General features: G+C 64.8%; 16 protein-coding genes. 14 read left to right on the top strand and 2 right to left on the bottom strand.

The genetic code is table 11. The features are described 5' to 3' along the window. The first annotated feature begins 8 nt into the window (after positions 1-8). The 9 genes from A2Z13_08590 to A2Z13_08550 all read left to right on the top strand — a co-directional run bounded on the left by A2Z13_08590 (position 9) and on the right by A2Z13_08550 (position 7,895). Positions 9-731 (top strand): hypothetical protein, encoded by a 723-nt coding sequence (locus A2Z13_08590; GenBank protein ID OGP80774.1) that lies wholly within the window; start codon positions 9-11, stop codon positions 729-731. Beyond that, entirely contained in the window at positions 728-1,669 is a 942-nt protein-coding gene (locus tag A2Z13_08585; protein OGP80773.1) for a cytochrome c oxidase subunit II, read from the top strand. Before A2Z13_08590 ends, A2Z13_08585 begins: the two co-directional genes overlap by 4 nt. A gap of 79 nt (positions 1,670-1,748) precedes the next feature. Further along, positions 1,749-3,353 carry a cytochrome c oxidase subunit I gene (locus tag A2Z13_08580; GenBank protein OGP80772.1) on the top strand — a complete coding sequence of 535 codons (1,605 nt, stop codon included), beginning with the start codon at positions 1,749-1,751 and terminating at the stop codon, positions 3,351-3,353. Beyond that, entirely contained in the window at positions 3,346-3,939 is a 594-nt protein-coding gene (locus tag A2Z13_08575; GenBank protein ID OGP80771.1) for a cytochrome C oxidase subunit III, read from the top strand. Before A2Z13_08580 ends, A2Z13_08575 begins: the two co-directional genes overlap by 8 nt. 6 nt (positions 3,940-3,945) lie before the next feature. Further along, positions 3,946-4,224 (top strand): cytochrome-c oxidase, encoded by a 279-nt coding sequence (locus A2Z13_08570; GenBank protein OGP80770.1) that lies wholly within the window; start codon positions 3,946-3,948, stop codon positions 4,222-4,224. A gap of 11 nt (positions 4,225-4,235) precedes the next feature. Then, on the top strand, positions 4,236-5,105 hold the full coding sequence (locus A2Z13_08565) for a hypothetical protein (GenBank protein OGP80769.1): 870 nt from the start codon (positions 4,236-4,238) through the stop codon (positions 5,103-5,105). Between the two features lie 98 nt (positions 5,106-5,203). Then, entirely contained in the window at positions 5,204-6,013 is an 810-nt protein-coding gene (locus tag A2Z13_08560) for a hypothetical protein (protein OGP80768.1), read from the top strand. 96 nt (positions 6,014-6,109) lie between these two features. Then, complete coding sequence (locus A2Z13_08555) at positions 6,110-7,021, top strand: sugar kinase (GenBank protein OGP80767.1); 912 nt, start codon at positions 6,110-6,112, stop codon at positions 7,019-7,021. A gap of 355 nt (positions 7,022-7,376) precedes the next feature. Beyond that, positions 7,377-7,895: a hypothetical protein gene (locus A2Z13_08550; protein OGP80766.1), complete on the top strand. Its 519-nt coding sequence runs from the start codon at positions 7,377-7,379 to the stop codon at positions 7,893-7,895. A 51-nt stretch (positions 7,896-7,946) separates the two neighbouring features. On the opposite strand, the gene A2Z13_08545 is transcribed toward A2Z13_08550, so the two are convergent. Beyond that, positions 7,947-10,025, bottom strand: a complete 2,079-nt coding sequence (locus A2Z13_08545) for a hypothetical protein (GenBank protein ID OGP80765.1) — start codon at positions 10,023-10,025, stop codon at positions 7,947-7,949. A 54-nt stretch (positions 10,026-10,079) separates the two neighbouring features. Then, complete coding sequence (locus A2Z13_08540) at positions 10,080-10,616, bottom strand: hypothetical protein (GenBank protein ID OGP80764.1); 537 nt, start codon at positions 10,614-10,616, stop codon at positions 10,080-10,082. A gap of 120 nt (positions 10,617-10,736) precedes the next feature. On the opposite strand from A2Z13_08540, the gene A2Z13_08535 reads away from it, so the two are divergent. From A2Z13_08535 to A2Z13_08515, 5 genes are all read left to right on the top strand, one after another. Then, positions 10,737-11,156, top strand: coding sequence for a thioesterase (locus A2Z13_08535; GenBank protein OGP80763.1), 420 nt, complete (start codon positions 10,737-10,739; stop codon positions 11,154-11,156). A 168-nt stretch (positions 11,157-11,324) separates the two neighbouring features. Continuing rightward, positions 11,325-11,987 carry a hypothetical protein gene (locus tag A2Z13_08530; protein OGP80762.1) on the top strand — a complete coding sequence of 221 codons (663 nt, stop codon included), beginning with the start codon at positions 11,325-11,327 and terminating at the stop codon, positions 11,985-11,987. After that, on the top strand, positions 11,984-13,147 hold the full coding sequence (locus A2Z13_08525) for an efflux transporter periplasmic adaptor subunit (protein OGP80761.1): 1,164 nt from the start codon (positions 11,984-11,986) through the stop codon (positions 13,145-13,147). Before A2Z13_08530 ends, A2Z13_08525 begins: the two co-directional genes overlap by 4 nt. Beyond that, positions 13,148-16,270: an acriflavin resistance protein gene (locus A2Z13_08520; protein ID OGP80760.1), complete on the top strand. Its 3,123-nt coding sequence runs from the start codon at positions 13,148-13,150 to the stop codon at positions 16,268-16,270. It abuts the gene before it with no gap. Next, positions 16,267-17,724: a transporter gene (locus tag A2Z13_08515; GenBank protein OGP80759.1), complete on the top strand. Its 1,458-nt coding sequence runs from the start codon at positions 16,267-16,269 to the stop codon at positions 17,722-17,724. The genes A2Z13_08520 and A2Z13_08515 overlap by 4 nt, the downstream gene beginning before the upstream one ends.

Below are 17,724 nucleotides of genomic sequence, written 5' to 3'. Positions count from 1 at the left end.
AGATCGGTGTGGACGAGAAGCTCGGGGAGCAGATTCCCCTCGAGCTTCTTTTCAAGGACGCGGAGGGGAGAACCGTACGGCTGGGCGATGCCCTCGGGACGGGACCGGTCATCCTCACCCTCAACTATTACACCTGCCCCATGCTTTGTCCGATCACCCTGAGGAACCTTTTTTCATCGACGAACCAGCTGGGAGGAATCTCCCTCGACCGCGACTTCCGGATCGTCACGGTCAGCATCGACCCGGAAGAGAAACTCGAGATGGCGCGCGCGCGGGGGGCCGAGATGCACGCGATGATGAAGGGGGTCGGGGAGCCGGGGGCGCGGTGGCCCTTCCTTCTGGGCGGCGGAGAGGAAATCGGAAGGCTGACGGCTGCCGTCGGGTTCCGGTACCGGAAGCTGGGAAACGAGTTCGCTCATCCCGACGTCGTCGTCGTCCTCACCCCCGAAGGAAAGATTTCCCGGTACCTGTACGGGATCGAGCAGGACCCGAGGGATCTCCGGCTGGCCCTCATCGAAGCGGCGGGCGGGCGGATCGGGGAATCCACCGCCATGAACCGGGTGCTCCTGTTCTGCTTCCACTACGACCCGGTGGAGAGGAAGTACGCCCTCTACGCGCGAAATATCATGAAGGGCGGCGGCATCTTGACGCTTGTCTTTCTGGGGGTCTTGTATTTAGCTTTATGGAAGCGGCGCAAGCCGGCCACTCCCGGTGAATCGGTGGATCGATGACGAATGCGTACGCGGTCCAAGAGGCGGCTTCCCGTTCGGCGGTCCAGATCGACGCCGTCTTCCTCTTCATCACCGTCGTATCGCTCTTTTTCTTTTTCCTGGTCGAAGGGCTTCTCATCTATTTCGCCATCCGGTACCGCCGGAAGAAGGCCTCGGAGGACGCGGCGACCTCCGACGTGACGAGCAACCTCGTTCTCGAGATCGTCTGGGTCCTGATCCCTTCCCTTGTGGTGCTCGCCTTTTTTGCCTACGGCTACGTGGTCTACCGGGACGTCAACACGCCCGCACCCGGCGCAAGCGACATCAACGTCACGGCCCAGCAGTTCTTCTTCGAGTTCAAGTACCCCGACGGCCGGATGGAGGCCAACGAACTTCGGGTGCCCGCGGGGAGGCCCGTCAAGCTCATCATGACCTCCCGGGACGTCATCCACGGGTTCTTCCTCCCGGACTTCCGGCTCAAGCAGGACATCCTTCCCGGGCGATACACCTACCTGTACCTCCAGCCCGACAAGGAAGGGACCTACGACATCTTCTGCACGCAATACTGCGGTGTCGGACATTCCACGATGCGGGCGAAGCTGGTCGTGATGCCCGCCGAGGAATACGCGAAATGGGCGTCGGTCGGGAAGGTCGCCGGGGCCGCCCTGTCGCTTCCCGAGAAAGGGAAGGACCTGCTTGCGAAGTCCGGCTGCCTGGGGTGCCACTCCACCGACGGGACCATCAAGGTGGGTTCCTCCTTCAAGGGGATTTTCGGCAGGGAGGTACACCTGGAAGGGGACCGCAAGGTTACCGCGGACGAGGAGTACATCCGGGAGTCCATCTACGACCCGGGGGCGAAGGTCGTGAAGGGGTTCCCCAACATCATGCCGACCTTCAAGGGGCGCCTCTCCGGAGACGACGTCACCGCGATCATCGCTTATATCAAGACGTTGAAATAGCCGAGGGCCGGTACGCAACCTTATCCCGGATGGCGTCATCGCATACGGTGAAAAACGCAATAATGGCGGGAGATAAAGAATGACGGAAGCCGGGCGATCCCTGGGGTACCTGGAAGAAAAAGGCTTCCTGTCTTGGGCCTTGACCCTGGACCACAAGCGGATCGGCGTTCTGTACCTCCTTACCACGCTTCTTTTCTTTCTGGTTGGAGGGGTTTTCGGCCTCCTGATCCGGATCAAGCTGATGGTTCCCGGGCAGCAGATCTTCAGCGACCACGTCTACAACGTCCTGTTCACCCTCCACGGATCGGTGATGATCTTCCTGTTCATCATCCCGGCGATCCCGTCCGGCCTGGGGAACTTCTTCATTCCGCTGCTGATCGGGGCGAAGGACGTCGCCTTCCCTCGCATCAACCTCGCGAGCTACTGGATCTTCGTGGCGGGGATCGGGGTGATCGTGGCGTCGCTGGTCCGCCCGATGGACACCGGGTGGACGTTCTACACTCCGTACTCCGCAAAGACGGCCGCCAATGTCACCCTCCTATCCTTCGGGATTTTTCTCGTCGGCATGTCGTCGATCCTGACCGGACTGAACTTCCTCGTGACGATCCACAAGCTCCGCGCGCCGGGGATGACCTGGCACCGGTTGCCGCTGTTCATCTGGGGGATGTACTCCACGAGCGTCATCCAGGTAGTGGCCACACCCGTGGTAGGGATCACCTTCCTGCTTCTCGCGATGGAGCGTCTCTTCGGGATCGGGTTCTTCGATCCGTCCAAAGGGGGGGACCCCCTGCTGTTCCAGCATTTCTTCTGGTTCTACTCCCATCCCGTGGTCTACGTCATGATCCTGCCCGCCATGGGGATCATCTCGGAGGTGGTCCCCGTTTTCTCCCGGAAACCGATCTTCGGGTACAAGGCGATCGCCTACTCCTCCCTGGCCATCGCCTTCATCGGGTTCTTCGTCTGGGGGCACCACATGTTCGTGAGCGGCATGTCCAAGACCGCAAACATCATCTTTTCCTTTCTGACCTTCTTCGTTGCCGTCCCCACGGCGGTCAAGGTCTTCAACTGGATCGCCACGATGTACAAGGGATCGATCACCTTCGAGTCGCCGATGCTGTACGCGCTGACGTTCATCTTCCTGTTCACCTTCGGGGGGCTGACGGGCATGTTCCTGGGCGCGCTCGCGACCAACGTCCACCTTCACGACACCTACTTCATCGTGGCCCACTTCCATTACACGATGATGGGCGGGACCGTGGTGGGATTTCTGGCCGGGCTGCACTACTGGTTCCCCAAGATGACCGGCCGGATGCTGAGCGAAAAGCTGGCGAGGGCGGGGTGGCTCCTGACGTTCATCGGTTTCAACGTCACTTTCCTCACCCAGTTTTTTTTGGGGTTCCGGGGGATGCCACGGCGGTGGGCCGAGTACCCGCCGCAGTTCCAGGGCCTGAACATCGTCTCCACGGTGGGGTCGTGGATCCTGGCCCTGGGGATCCTCATCATGTTCGTCAATTTCGTCCGGGGGCTCTATGCCGGGAAGCCCGCGCCGGCGAACCCCTGGAAGGGGTTGACGCTCGAGTGGCAGGCGGCGTCGCCCCCGTCGACGGAGAACTTCGAGGCAATCCCCGTGATCACCGACTGGCCGTACGGCTACGCGAAGAGGAAACCGGAAAGCAATGAGTGACCATCCGTCGCATGCCCACATGGACGCGGCGCAGGCCTACGAAGCCGCCAAGCTGGGGATCTGGACCTTCCTGGCCACCGAGGTTCTCCTCTTCGGGGGGCTGTTCACCGCGTACATCGTCTTCCGCCTCAAGTTTCCGCAGATGTTCCACGAGGATCATTTCCACCTCAACCGGATCCTGGGAGCGGTCAACACGATCGTCCTCATCTGCAGCAGCCTGACCGTGGCGCTCGGCATCGCCGCCATACGGAAGGGGAAGCAGCACCTCCTCAAGGTGTACCTTTCCCTGACGATCCTCCTCGCGGCGGTGTTCCTCGGGATCAAGTACGTCGAGTGGACGGAGAAGTTCGCCCACGGGCTGTTCCCCGACACCGACGTCTTCTTCTCGCTGTATTTCGTGATGACGGGGCTGCACGGACTCCACGTCCTCGCGGGCATGCTGGTCCTCGGAGGCGTTCTGGTGCTGGCGGGCAGGGGAAAATTCTCGGAGCATTACTCCACGCCGGTGGAAATTTCCGGTTTATACTGGCACTTCGTGGACCTGGTCTGGATCTACCTGTTTCCGCTGTTCTACCTGATCGGGTAGGGAGCCATGGAGAAGGCGCACGGAACGGGCTACGGGATCTACGTGGCGGTCTGGGCCGGCCTGCTGGTCCTGACGGCGGCGACCGTCGCCGTTTCCTACTTGGACCTGGGGCTCATGAACGTCGTGGTGGCCCTCCTCATCGCCTCGGCGAAGGCGTCGCTGGTCGCGCTGTTCTTCATGCACCTCAAGTTCGAGAACAGGCTGGTGTGGACGTTCGCGCTGGTCCCGATCTTCTTCCTGGTGCTCATCATCGGGGGGACGCTTTCGGATACCCTGTTCCGCTAGAGGAGGGAACCATGCTGGGCAGAGTGACCGTCGGCCTGTTCTTCCTGCTCCTGGTCTGGGGCAACCTCGTGGCGGGGCTGAAGGCCGGTCTGGCCTGCCCGGACTGGCCCCTGTGCCACGGGAAGGTCCTCCCGCCGTTCCGGCTCGACATCTACATGGAGTTCCTCCACCGGGTGATCGCCGCCGTGGCGTCGGGTTTCCTGGTCGCCCTCTCCTGGAGGCGGTACCGGGATTACCGGGGCGCGGCGAGGGCCGTTCCCGTTCTGGCCACGGGCCTTCTGGCGGGGGAGATCGCGCTCGGGGGCGCGGTGGTGCTCCTTCACCTGCCGGTGCAGCTGACGACGGTCCATTTCATGATCGGCCTGGTCGTTTTCCTGCTGGCGGTCTACATGGCCTCCTTTGACGGGATCTGGGATCCGCCCGCATTTTCCCTCTCCGGGCGGTCCGCGCTGTTCTTCGGGGTCGGCGCGCTGGTGTTCCTGCTGGCGGCCCTGGGAGCCTACGTGCGGCATGCCGACGCCGGCCTGGCCTGCACGGACTGGCCGACCTGCTTCGGCGGGATCCTTCCGAAAAACTTCACCGGGCATGTCCTGATCCACTTCTCCCACCGGGTCTTTGCGGCCCTCGTGTTCCTCACCATCGTGGCGCTTTACGCGGCCATGTCCCTCGACCGGCGGCTCAAGGAAAGCAGGGGGCTTGCCCGGGTCCTTCTGTTTCTGGCATTGGGACAGATCGTGATCGGCGGAGCGGTGGTCCTGTCGAAGCTGTACTTCCTTGCGACGGGCCTGCACCTTGCCGTCGCGCTGGGGATGCTGACCGTCCTCTTCCATCTCTGGACGCGGGAGGTCAAGCGGGGGGAGGCGCAGTTATCGAACCCCTGACCCTGTCCGGAAAAACCGGGCCGAAGGCGGAATCGAATTCCGCCGCCGGCCTTCTGTCATCCGCCCTGCTGATTTCGAGGCCCGGAATCGCAGCGGGGGTGACCCTGTCGGGGCTGTCGGGGATGGTCCTGGCGGGGAAGGGGCTGCCGGCGCCCGGCGCGGCCCTTCTCTGCCTCTCGTCCATCCTCATGGCTGCAGCAGGCTCGGCCGTCGTGAACGGCCTCCTGGACGCCGGGCGGGATGTGCGCATGCAGCGGCTCGATGCGAGGGTTTCTGCCCTCGAGAAGGTGGGGCGGAAGGAGGCGCTGGCGCTCTCTTTCGTCCTGATTGCGGGCTCCCTGCTGCTGTCCTGGCGTTTCCTTTCCACCACGGCCACCTTCCTTCTCCTCGGGGCGGTTGCCTCCTACACGGTTCTGTACACGCTGTACCTGAAGCGGCGCTCCCCCTACGGGACGGTCCCAGGGGGGATTCCCGGGGCGCTCCCCGTCCTCATCGGATACGCCGCCATCGAGCCGCGCCTCGGGGCGGACGGCATTCTCCTTTTTCTTCTGATGCTTCTGTGGCAGCCGCCCCACTTCTGGGCACTGGCCTTGAAATACCAGGAGGACTACCGGTCGGCCGGCTTCCCCGTGATGCCCGTCGCGCTGGGAGAGACGTACACCAAGATCCTCATCTTCGCCTATGCGGCGGCGCTGCTCCCGCTGTCCCTGGGCCTGTGGGGACTCGGGTACTGCTCGACGGGATATGCCTTGGCCGTGCTTTCCCTGGGGGGCTTCTTCCTGTTTTCCTGCTACCGGAACATCGTGACATCGCGCAGGTTCGGCCGGGCATTCGGCGCCTCCATCCTTTACATCCTGGGCCTTCTGCTCGCCGTCATCATCGACGTCTCCGCGCACGCCGCCCGATAAACGCGAATCCTCCAGCCGCTGCCGTCCCCCCTCGCCCCGGGAGACGGGTTGCGTTATCATGGGCCATCATCCTTGCGCACCAAGGAGAGTCCCGGAATGAGCCTTCTGGTCGTCGGTTCGATCGCGTTCGACAGCATCAAGTCCCCCTTCGGGGAGGTGGAGGGAGTCGTCGGAGGTTCCGCCACCTACTTCTCCCTGGCGGCCAGCTACCTCGCGCCGGTCCGACTGGTGTCCGTCGTGGGGAAGGACTTCCCGCAGGAGATCATCCGCATGCTCTCCGCGCGATCCATCGACACGAAGGGCCTGAAGATCGCCGACGGGGAGACGTTCCGCTGGAAGGGGTACTACGAGTACGACCTGAACACCGCCCATACGGTCAAGACCGAGCTCAACGTGTTCCGGGATTTCGCCCCCGTCCTCCCGGAGGAGTACCGGGACAGCACGTACGTTTTCCTCGGCAACATCGATCCCCGCCTCCAGATGGAAATCCTCTCCCAGGTGCGGAAGCCCGCGATGGTCGCCCTGGACACCATGAACTACTGGATCGAGAACCGTCCGGAGCCGCTTCGCGAGGCGATCGGAAAGGCGGATATCGTGATCTTCAACGAGAGCGAGATCCGGGAGATCTCAGGGGAGTACAACCTGGTCAAGGCGGCGCGCACCGTGATGGGCTGGGGACCGGGCCGCGTCGTGATCAAGCGGGGAGAATACGGGGTCCTTCACCTGTCGGACGGGACGATGTTCGCGGCGCCCGCCTATCCGCTCGAGACGATCTTCGACCCGACCGGCGCGGGCGACAGCTTCGCCGGCGGGTTCATGGGGTACCTCGCGTCCCGGGACGGGTCGGACCTCACGGACATGGACTATCGGATCGCGACCATGTACGGGAGCGCGATCGCCTCCTTTACCGTCGAGGCGTTCAGCACGGAGCGGTTGCAGAATCTTTCCCCCGACGACATCGCCTTGCGGGTGGACGCCTTCCGGGCGCTCACCGAGTTCCGCGTCTAGGCGTAAAGAAATCACATATTTGTAACCTTTATTACAAAACCGGTTTTTCCGGAATTCCCCGAATAACAATATCCATGGAATATAAGGGTTTAATCTCCCGGTTCGGATGGCGCGATATTTGCTGGTAATCTCGAAACCAGATGGCCGAAAGGCCGGAAATCCCCGGGGCGACCCCTCCCTCCGGGCATAAACGACGACCCCGCGACCCTCCACGCGGGGCCGTCGTTTTCTTTTTGGGCGGGCACGGATCCGTTCCCGGTAGCCGCCGGCATGGAACCTTTATCCCGCGAGGGGTATCATAGAGGTAGAGCGGTTCCCGCAGCCAACCGTTACGTCCACACGGGAGGTGGGAAAGATGAGAACCCTTCTCAGCCGATTCAGCCCGGCCAGCAGGAAGAACGTCGATCGCGAGACCGATTCCTACATCCCCCGAAAGAGCGCGCCGTCCGTCGGCGTCTGCCCGAAATGCCACGCCATCCGACGCAACAAGCGGTGGCACCTGGACGAGAAGGAGTACACGGCACTGGCGCTTAAGCGCGGCGCGGCCGTCCTGGAGCGCTGCCCGGCGTGCAGGAAGATCGCGGACGGCTTCCCGTCCGGGGTGGTCCTCCTGCGCGGCGGCTATCTCCGCGAGAACCGGGACGAGATCCTGAAGCTGGTCCGGAACGAGGAGAAGCGGGCCATGGGGGTCAACCCGATGGAGCGCATCATCTCCGTCACGGAAGTGAGCGGGAAGATGGAGATCGCCACGACCGACGAGAAACTCGCCCAGCGGATCGGGCGCGAGCTGCGAAAGGCCTGCAGGGGAACTCTCGAGTACAAGTGGTCCGAGGATTCCAAGCTGCTGCGGGTGAATTGGGTGAGGGAGGAGTGAAGGCGGTAGAGATCCGCCGGGCAGGCCCGCCGGAATCGGCAGTGACTCCTGTCAGAAGAGAATCTTCCGCACGATGTTCTCGTTGACGTCGGTGAAAAAGATCGTCCCCTGGACTCCCGTAATCCCTGCGGGCGCGTTGAGCAGGGCCTGGAGAGCATCGCCGTCCCGGGTCGTCGCCGATGCGGAGGTTCCGACGAACACGGTGACGGTCGCCGCGGTGGTGATCTTCCGAACGGCGTGATTGCCGGTGTCGGCCAGGTAGAGGACCGATCCGACCGCGGCGATTCCCCCGGGAGAGGAGAACAGCGCCGACGTCCCGGAGCCGTCGGCGAAACCGGAACTCCCGGCAGTCCCTGCGAACGTGCTGGTCGCACCGGAAGGATTCGCGACTTTCCGGACGGCGTGGTTTCCCGTGTCGGCGACGTAGACGCTGGTGCCGATGACCGCGATCCCTTCCGGAGAGTTGAACTGGGCAGGACTGTTGGCGGAGCCGGCCGTGCCGGTCCCGGCCAGGGTAGTGACCGACCCCGTCGCGATGTCGATCTTCCGGATCGCATGGTTCCCCGCGTCCGCGACGAAAAGCGAGGAACCGTCGGTGGCGATCCCCTTCGGTGTGTTGAATTGCGCCGCCGTCCCCGTCCCGTTGACGAAGCCCCGCGTCCCGGTTGTGCTCCCGGCGAACGTGGTGACTGCGCCGGCGGAGGTTACCTTGCGGATTGCGTGATTCCCAGGGTCCGCCACGTAAAGATTGGTCCCCGCCGCAGCGATCCCCTGCGGATTCGTAAACCGTGCGCCGGTTCCCGATCCGTCCTGGATTCCGGAAACCCCGGGGTTCCCCGCGAGAGTCGTGACCGCACCGGCGGAAGTGACCTTCCGGATCGTGTGGCTCCCCGTGTCGGCGACGAACACGTTGTCCCCGATGACCGCGGCGCCGTTGGGTGCGCGGAATCGGGCCGCCGATCCCGACCCGTCGATCGTGCCCGCCTGCGGAGGGTTGCCGGCCACGGTCGTCACCGCCCCACCGATCGTGGTTTTTCGGATCGAGTGGTTCTGGGTGTCGGAGACGAAAATCGACGCGCCGTCGGCCCCGATCCCTTTCGGATCGCTGAACCGGGCTGCGGCCCCGGCGCCGTCCGCAAACCCGGCGTCACGCGCGCCCCCCGCCAAGGTGGTCACGAATCCCGTCGAGTTGATCTTGCGAAGTATCCGGTTCCCGGTGTCGGCAACGTAGAGATCGGTCCCGATGGCCGCGAGAGAGGAAGGGGAGAAGAACCTGGCAAGCAATCCGGTCGTGTTATCCACGAAATCGGGGTTGCCGGCCGCCCCGGCAAACGTGGTCACGTCGCCGACAGCGCCGGACGGCGCGATTTTACGGATGGTGTGGTTCCCCGTGTCGGCGACATAGAGGTCGGAGCCGAGGGAGGCGACCCCTTCGGGCGAAGAGAAGCTCGCAGCGGTTCCCACCCCGTTGTCGGCTCCGGGAACGCCCGATCCCGCGTAGGTCGTGGTTGCACCGTTGGAGGCCACCACCTTCCGGATCTTGTGGTTTCCCGTGTCCGCTACGAAGAGGGTGGTCCCGGGAAGGTCCGTGGCGATTCCCCTGGGCGAGGAGAAGAGGACGTTTCCCGGCCCGGCGACGTTATCGGCCGCACCCGCCGTTCCCGGCGAGCCTGCCAGCGTGGTGACCACGCCGCTCGTGGAAACGATTTTCCGGAGGGTATGGTTTCCGGTGTCGCAGACGTAGAGCGTGATGCCGATGGCCGCGATCCCGGCCGGCGAGTGGAACCGCGCCGCCCCCCCCGTCCCGTCCGCCGAGCCGGAGATGCCGAAACTCCCTGCAAGGGTGGTGACGGCCCCCGTCGCGGCGTCGACCTTGCGGATGACGTGGTTGGCGGTGTCGGCGACGAAAAGATTCGTGCCGATGGCGGCCACTCCCGACGGGGATGAGAAACGAACGAGCGCCCCCGTCCCGTCGAAAAATCCCCGTCCCCCCTCCGCTCCGGCAAGCGCGGCGGCCGATTCCGCGTTCCCGGCGTCGATGCTTCCGCAGCCGGATAGAACCGCCAGGCAGAAAAGGAGAACCGCGCCGGAGCATAAAACCGTGCATAGCCTAAAGGGTGAACGCGGCAACGCCTTCCTCCCTTCCTGGTGCCTGCGCATTCTACCGGGACGACCGCCGTTATCTTATCCCTTGACGAGCGCCGACACGAGGGCTTTTCCGAAGTCCCGCGCGGCGGGCGGACCGTTGGCGGTCACGATCTTCCCGGAAACCACCACCGGCTTCCCGACGAACACCGCCCCGCCCTTCTGCATCTCCTTCCTCGAGGCCTCGGTCTCGTAGCAGGTGGCCTCCACGCCCCTGAGCACGCCCGCGATCGCAAGGGTGGCACCGGAGAGGCAGATTCCACCGACGACTTTCCCCGCCGCCTTGGCTTCCCGAAGCAGTTTATGGAGGTCCTCGTCGTTCCAGAGGTGTTCCGGGGTGCCCCGTCCCCCGACGGCCACCACGGCGTCGTAGTCGGACGCCCTGGCGTCCCTGATCCTCACGTCGGGACTCTCCACGGCCCCCAGCATCCCCTTTGCTGGCGCCTTTTCGCGGGCCGCGACCGCGACGCTGGCGCCGGCATTCGCCACCTCCTCGCGGGGGTGGGCCAACTCCTCGTCCCGGAAGTTCTCCTGACAGATGACGAACAGCACCTTTTTCCCTTCCAGCGGCTTCATGCCGGGCTCCTCCTTTCCGGGAGATTTTTTGCCGTTTCTTCCATTGTACCTCCGTTGGAAAATCGACTATCGTTCTCTTTGAAAAGGCCGCCGAATCCCTTGTGAAGACAGGAGAGCGCAATGAAAGACACGCTGAAGGTCGGGCTGACGTACACGCACAAGTACCGCGTACCGGAGAACAAGACCGTGCCGTACCTCTACCCGGAGGCGAAGTCGTTCCAGGAGATGCCGAAGGTGTTCGCCACCGGCTTCATGGTCGGCTTGGTGGAATGGGCCTGCATCGAGGCGATGGCCCCCCACATGGACGCGGGGGAGGGGAGCGTCGGGACGCTCGTCAACGTGACCCACACGGCTGCCACCCCCCCCGGCATGGAGGTGACCGTGCACGTCCGGTGCATCGGCGTGGACGGCCGACGGACCGTCTGGGAGATCGAGGCGAAGGACGAGGTCGAGGGGATCGGCAAGGGAACCCACGAGCGGTTCTCCGTCGACTTCGCCAAGTTCAACGCCCGCGTCGCCAAGAAGGCCGGCGGAGCGTAAGGCCTTCCATTCAAGGATTCGGCCCTCCCTGAGCCGCTCGGGCGCGGAAACCTTCATTCCGCGGGACGCATCCCTACTTACCGGTAAGTAATAATTTCCTTGACAGCTGTTTTTCGGTATTTATACTTACCGGTAGGTAAGATCATTCCGGTTCGGGAGGTGGAGCGGATGGGCGAGACGGAGGCGGCGGGGGCACGTTCGGGGAGGGGCGCCGGGACGCCCGACGTTGCGGTCCGGGAGCGGCTGCTCAAGAGCGCCACGGAGCTCTTCACCCGCAAGGGGTACGCGGGGACCACCGTCCGGGAGATCGTGGCCGCGGCGGGGGTGACCAAGCCGGTCCTCTACTACTATTTCCGGAACAAGGAAGGGATCTATCTCGAGCTGATGAGGGAAGGGTTTTCCCGGTTCGACTCCCTGGTCGGCGCGTCGCTCGAGGAGCCGGGGAGCGCCGCGGAGAAGATCCTTCGCTTCTGCGCCAGATCCTTCGACCTCTTCCTGGACCGCATCGGGGTCGCCAGGGTGATGTACTCCATCTATTACGGCCCTCCCCAGGGGGCGCCGTTTTTCGATTTCGACGCCTACCACTTCAAGTTCCAGGATGCCATCCGCCGGCTGGTCGAGGAAGGGATCCGGGGCGGGGAATTCCGGAAACGGGATGCGATGGACATGACCTGGGCCATCGTCGGTGCGGTCAACGTCGCGATGGAGATCCAGCTCTGCCATCCGGAAGTCGGGCTGGGGAAGGAGGGGCTCGACCGCGTCCTGGAGGTCATCTTCGCCGGGATCGCCGCGGAGGGCCGCAAGGGGACGCGGAAAGGGGGGCGGCGATGAAACGGGGATCGGCATGGGGGGCCGCGTTTCTTCTTCTGGCTTGGCAATCGGCGGGATGCTCCGGGCAGGGGACGGCCGACGGCAAACCGGTCCAAAAGGACGGCGGAAAGCCTCCCGTGGCGGTGGAAGCGAGCCGCGCGACGACGGCGGACCTGACCGACGGGATCAGCGTCGTGGGGTCGCTTGCGGCCAAGTTCCAGTCGGACGCCAAGTCCGAGATCGGCGGGAGCATCGTCGAGGTCTACGTCACCGAGTGGGTCCGCGTGAAAAAGGGCGATCCGCTTGCGAGGGTGGACACCCGCGAGGCGGAGGCGATCCTGAAGAGGGCCGAGGCCTCCGTGGAGATGGCGAAGGCCGGCCTGCTGGAGGCCCAGGCCGCCACGAACCGGGCCGAGCGTGAGTACGAGCGTGCGCAAAAACTGAAGGAAGCGGGGCTCGTCACCCGGCAGAACCTGGACGACGCCCTCACGCAGCGCGAGGCCGCAGCCGCGCGGGTCGCCGCGGCGAAGGCGCAGATCGCGGCCGCCGACGAGGATGTCCGGCAGGCGAAGACCCGGATCTCGAAGGCCGTCATCCGCGCCCCCTTCGACGGCATCGTGGCCGAACGATTCGTCAACGTGGGGGAGGTCGTCGGCGAGATGCAGAAGGTCGTCTTCCGGGTCGTCGACCCCCGCCTGCTCGACCTGACCGTGAGCGTCCCCTCGGGCGAGATGGGAGCGGTGCGCGTGGGGCAGGCGCTCACCTTCTCCACGGACGCGATCCCGGGCAAGGTCTTCGCGGGGAAGGTCCGGTTCATCAACCCCGTGGTCAGCGAGGCGGACCGGTCGGTGAAAGTGGTCGCAGAGGTCCGGAACGTGCCGGAGGAGCTCAAAGGGGGGATGTTCGTCAAGGGCCGGATCGTCACCGGGCAGCGGCCGGGCGTCCTCCTGGCGCCGCGGACGGCCCTTCTCACGTGGGACGTCGCTGCGAAAAAAGGGGACCTGCTGGTCGTCGAGAAGGACCTCGCGCACCGCCGCACGGTCCGCACCGGGAGCGTATCGGGGGACCTGGTGGAGATCGCATCGGGACTGGCCAAGGGGGAAACGGTCATTACGCGCGGCGGCTTCAACGTCAAGGACGGCGACCGGGTGAACATCACCCGGATCGACGGGGGCCAGTAAATGTTTCTCTCCGACCTCTCCATCCGGCGCCCGATCTTCGCGTCGGTGATGATGCTGGCGCTCGTGACGCTGGGCGCCTTTTCCTACAAGCGGCTGGCGGTCGACATGTTCCCCGACGTGGAAATCCCGGTGATCACCATCGTCACCAAGTTTCCCGGGGCCTCGCCCGAGAGCGTGGAGCGCGAGGTGAGCAAGCGGATCGAGGAGGCCGTCAATCCGATCGCCGGGGTCAAGCACGTGATGTCGACATCCCGCGAAAGCGTCTCCACCGTCGTGGTGCAGTTCCAGCTGGAAATCCGGATCAACGAGGCGTCCCAGGAGGCGCGGGCCAAGATCGCCGCCATCCGCGGAGAGCTGCCGCAGGGGATCGAGGACCCCATCATCCAGAAGCTCGATTTCTCCGCGATGCCGGTCGTCTCCCTGGCGGTGCGGTCCAATGCGCTCTCCCCGAGGGACCTGACCACGCTCGTTGAGAAGAGGATCCGGCGCCGGTTCGAGAACCTCTCGGGCGTCGGGAAGGTGGACCTGGTCGGCGCGGCAAAGCGCGAAGTGAACATCAACATCGATCCGCTTCGTCTGCAAGCCCTCGGGATGGGAATCGACGAGGTAATTGCCGGGATCCGGTCGGAGAACGTCAACACGCCGCTGGGCCGGCTGAACCGCAACGGCTCCGAATTTCCGCTGCGCGTGTCGGGTAAGCCGGACGCCGTGGAGAAGTTCAAGACGATGGTGGTCGCGCAGCGCACCGGCCGGCCCGTCACGCTTTCCCAGGTGGCGGAGGTGCGGGACGGCACGGAGGAGCAGCGCTCACTGGCGCTGGTGAACGGACTTCCCGCCGTGGCGATCGACATCCAGAAACAGTCGGGGGCCAACACGGTGGCCGTGGTCGTGGCCGTGAAGAAAGAGATCGCCCGCCTCCAGGCGGAGCTCCCCGCCGGCACGTCCATCGAGATGGTGCGGGACGCCTCCATCATGATCCAGGAGTCGGTCAAGGACGTGCAGGAAACGCTGATCTTGGGCGGGATCCTCACCATTTTCATCGTCTTCTGCTTCCTGAACTCCTGGCGATCCACGGTGATCACGGGGCTCACCCTGCCCATCTCGGTCATCTCCTCCTTCATCGTGATGAACTTCATGGGGATGACCCTGAATGTCATGACCCTGATGGCGCTCTCGCTGGCCATCGGACTGCTCATCGACGACGCGATCGTCGTGCGGGAAAACATCGTGCGGCACCTCGAGCACGGGAAGGACCACTTCGAGGCGGCCCGTATCGGGACGAGCGAGATCGGGCTGGCCGTCCTGGCCACGACCTTCTCCATCGTGGCGGTCTTCGTCCCGGTGGCGTTCATGAAAGGGATCGTCGGCCGGTTCTTCTTCCAGTTCGGGATCACCGTCACGTTCGCAGTCCTGGTCTCCCTCTTCGTCTCCTTCACCCTGGACCCGATGCTTTCCTCACGGTGGCATGACCCCGACATCGACCGGACGGGGAGGCGGCACCTCGTCGCGCGCGTCCTCGACCGATTCAACGACGGGTTCGACCGGACCGCCGACCGCTACCGCGGGGTGATCGCGTGGGCCCTCGCCCACCGGAAGACCGTCCTGGCCCTGGCGGCGGCGGCATTCGTCGGAGGGCTCCTGGCCTTCTTTTCCCTGAAGACCGAGTTCTTCAGCGAATACGACCGGGCCGAGTTCCAGGTGAACTTCCAGACCGCGCCGGACGCCTCCATCGACGAGACGCGCAACCGCGTCGATGCCCTCCTGGCGGAACTTCGGAAGATGTCCGAGGTGAAGCACACCTACGCCACCATCGGCGCCGGCGACACCGGGACGGTGCGGGACGGGATGGTGTACGTCAAGCTGGTCGAGAAGAAGGAGCGCAGGCGCCTCCAGGACCAGCTCCAGCGGACCCTTCGGGCGCGGATGCAGCAGATCCCGGGGATCGTCCCGTCCATCGTGGAAGTGGGGCGGATGAGCGGGGAAAAGCCGCTCCTTGTCAACATCCGAGGGGAGGACATCGCCCGGCTCAAGCGGTACGGCGCGGAGCTGAAAAAGGAGATGTACAAGATCCCCGGCGTCGTCGACCTGGAGGTGACCCTGGAGCAGGACATCCCGGAGTTCCGGCTCACCATGGACCGGGAGCGGGCTGCGGACCTGGGAGTGACGACGAACGACGTCGTCCGCACCTTGGGATCGCTCGTGGGAGGGCAGGCGGTGTCCACCTACGAGGACGAGGACGGCGACGCGGTGGACGTCCGGGTCCGGCTCCCCCTCGAACTCCGGCAGGACCCGGCGCAGGTGGAGCGGCTGCGGCTGGCGGTCAACCGGGGAGATGGGAGCGTCAGCCTGGTGCCGCTGAGCGAAATGGTGAGCACCAACATGAGCAACACCCCCTCGGAGATCAACCGGCAGGACCTGACGCGGCAAGTGGTGATCTCCGCCAACCTCGACGGGTTGCCCCTTGGCGAGGCGATGAACAAAGTGAAGGCGATCGCCTCCCGCATGAAGCTGGCGCCGGGATACCGGGTCGTCTTCTCCGGCGAGGGCGAGGACATGGTGGAGTCGTTCGGGTACATGGCGGAAGCCCTCCTCCTGGCCGTCATCTTCGTGTACCTCATCCTGGCGGCCCAGTTCGAGTCGTTCATCGACCCCTTCGCCATCATGCTCTCGCTGCCGCTTTCCATCGTGGGGATGGCGGGGATGCTCTTCCTCACGGGGGACACGATCAACATCATGTCCCTGATCGGCCTCATCATGCTGATGGGGCTGGTCACGAAGAACGCGATCCTCCTCGTGGACTACGCGAAGGTCCTTCGCGCCCGGGGGATGGGCCGGGCCGAGGCGGTGATCACGGCGGGGCGCACCCGATTGCGGCCGATCCTGATGACGACGCTCGCCATGATCTTCGGGATGCTGCCGCTGGCGCTGGCCCTCGGGGCGGGGGCGGAGATGCGGGCGCCGATGGCGCGCGCGGTCATCGGGGGATTGATCACGTCGACGTTTCTCACGCTCCTTGTCGTGCCGGTCGTGTACACCCTTCTCGACGATTTCGGCGACTGGATCCGCCGCCGCTGGGAAGGAAAGAAGGAAGAAGCGAAGACGAGCGAGGAGGTGCGCGCATGAACGGGACGGCCGTCGCCGCGCCATTCAGGCGGTGCGTTGTCATTCTCTTTGCGGTTTTCCTTATCCCGGCGGCCTCCTTCGGGGCGGACAACGCCGTGAAGCTCCTGACCCTGGACGAGGCGCTCCGGATCGCGTCCGAGAGGAACCGGGATATCCGGAAGGCGAGCGAGTTCCGGAGACAGGTGGAGGGGCGCTACGTGGAGGAGCGGGCGGCGGCACTCCCCCAGGTCACGATCACCTCGGGCATCTCCCGCAACCGGGACGACAGCCAGAAAGCGTTCGGCGGGGATTTCATCCCTCCCCAGCAGGAGACCCGCTCGGCCGAGGCGAGCCTTTCCCAGCCGCTCTACACGTGGGGGCAGATCGGGGCAGGGATCCGCGCGGCGAGGATCGGGTTCGCGACCGCCGACGACCAGCTGCGCTTCTTCCGGCAGACGGCGACGCGGAACGTGACGGCCGCTTTTTACGACATCCTGCTCGCCCGGGAGCTCCACGCCATCGCCGCGCAGAACCTGGAGCAGAAACTGCGCCACCTGGACGAGGCGCGCAGGAAGCAGGCCATCGGCACGGCCACCGATTACGATGTCCTGGCGGCCGGGGTGGCGGTGGAGAATGCCAGGCCCGACGTCATCCGGACGGAGAATCTCATCCGGAGCGCACGGGAGAGGCTTTCGTTCCTGCTTGCCATGGAAGGGGGGGAGGTGGACGTCAGCGGAACCCTCGTGTCCGCCGTCGAACCGTATCCGCGGTACGAGGAGGCGCTTGCGAGCGCCTGGAAAAACCGGCCGGAGCTCTCCGAGCTGCGCCACCGGATCGGGATCTCGAAGGAGCTGGTGACCGTCGCCGATGCCGGCGACAAGCCGCGCCTGGACCTCAGGGCGGGGTACGGCTGGCGGGATCTCGACCTGGGCGATGCCGAAGCGAACGGAAAGACCTGGTCGGCCGGGCTGTTTTTCAGTTATCCGATCTTCGACGGCCTGCGCACCCGGGGGAAGGTGGCCCAGGCCAGGAGCGAAGTCGCCTCGCTGCGGATTGACGAGGCGAAGCTCATGGACTCCATCGCCCTGGAGACGCGCGATGCGGTCAACGCCGTTCGGGAAGCCGGGGAGATCGTCATGGCGCTCGGGGGAACGGTTTCCCAGGCTACGCGGCTACTCGACCTGTCGGAGAAGGGATTCGAGTACGGGGTCAAGACGAGGCTCGATACGGAGGATGCGGAGCTGAACCTGAAGCAGGCGAAGGGGAACCTGGCCCGGGCCCGGCGCGACTACCTCGTGGCCCGCGTCCACCTGGAGTTCGTGAAGGGGACGCTGGAAGAGGACGGGGAAGCGGCGCGGACCCGGGAAAAGAAGTGGCAGCCGGCAGGAAGCATCCCGGGGATGGTCAAGGAAGTCCTCCAGCTCCAGCCCCGCCTGGACAGGGACGACGACTCTCATAACAGATCGATAGAATAG

The organism is Deltaproteobacteria bacterium RBG_16_64_85 (genome assembly GCA_001798885.1).
Classification (GTDB): Bacteria; Desulfobacterota; Deferrimicrobia; order Deferrimicrobiales; family Deferrimicrobiaceae; genus FEB-35.
Note: the sequence above shows the minus strand (reverse complement) of the source record. Positions and strands in the feature narration are given on the sequence as shown.

Coding starts and splice junctions, on each gene's coding strand:
- A2Z13_08570 (OGP80770.1), top strand. CDS start 3,946: ATGGAGAAGGCGCACGGAACGGGCTACGGGATCTACGTGGCGGTCTGG.
- A2Z13_08550 (OGP80766.1), top strand. CDS start 7,377: ATGAGAACCCTTCTCAGCCGATTCAGCCCGGCCAGCAGGAAGAACGTC.
- A2Z13_08540 (OGP80764.1), bottom strand. CDS start 10,616: ATGAAGCCGCTGGAAGGGAAAAAGGTGCTGTTCGTCATCTGTCAGGAG.
- A2Z13_08555 (OGP80767.1), top strand. CDS start 6,110: ATGAGCCTTCTGGTCGTCGGTTCGATCGCGTTCGACAGCATCAAGTCC.
- A2Z13_08525 (OGP80761.1), top strand. CDS start 11,984: ATGAAACGGGGATCGGCATGGGGGGCCGCGTTTCTTCTTCTGGCTTGG.
- A2Z13_08585 (OGP80773.1), top strand. CDS start 728: ATGACGAATGCGTACGCGGTCCAAGAGGCGGCTTCCCGTTCGGCGGTC.
- A2Z13_08530 (OGP80762.1), top strand. CDS start 11,325: ATGGGCGAGACGGAGGCGGCGGGGGCACGTTCGGGGAGGGGCGCCGGG.
- A2Z13_08515 (OGP80759.1), top strand. CDS start 16,267: ATGAACGGGACGGCCGTCGCCGCGCCATTCAGGCGGTGCGTTGTCATT.
- A2Z13_08520 (OGP80760.1), top strand. CDS start 13,148: ATGTTTCTCTCCGACCTCTCCATCCGGCGCCCGATCTTCGCGTCGGTG.
- A2Z13_08565 (OGP80769.1), top strand. CDS start 4,236: ATGCTGGGCAGAGTGACCGTCGGCCTGTTCTTCCTGCTCCTGGTCTGG.
- A2Z13_08580 (OGP80772.1), top strand. CDS start 1,749: ATGACGGAAGCCGGGCGATCCCTGGGGTACCTGGAAGAAAAAGGCTTC.
- A2Z13_08575 (OGP80771.1), top strand. CDS start 3,346: ATGAGTGACCATCCGTCGCATGCCCACATGGACGCGGCGCAGGCCTAC.
- A2Z13_08535 (OGP80763.1), top strand. CDS start 10,737: ATGAAAGACACGCTGAAGGTCGGGCTGACGTACACGCACAAGTACCGC.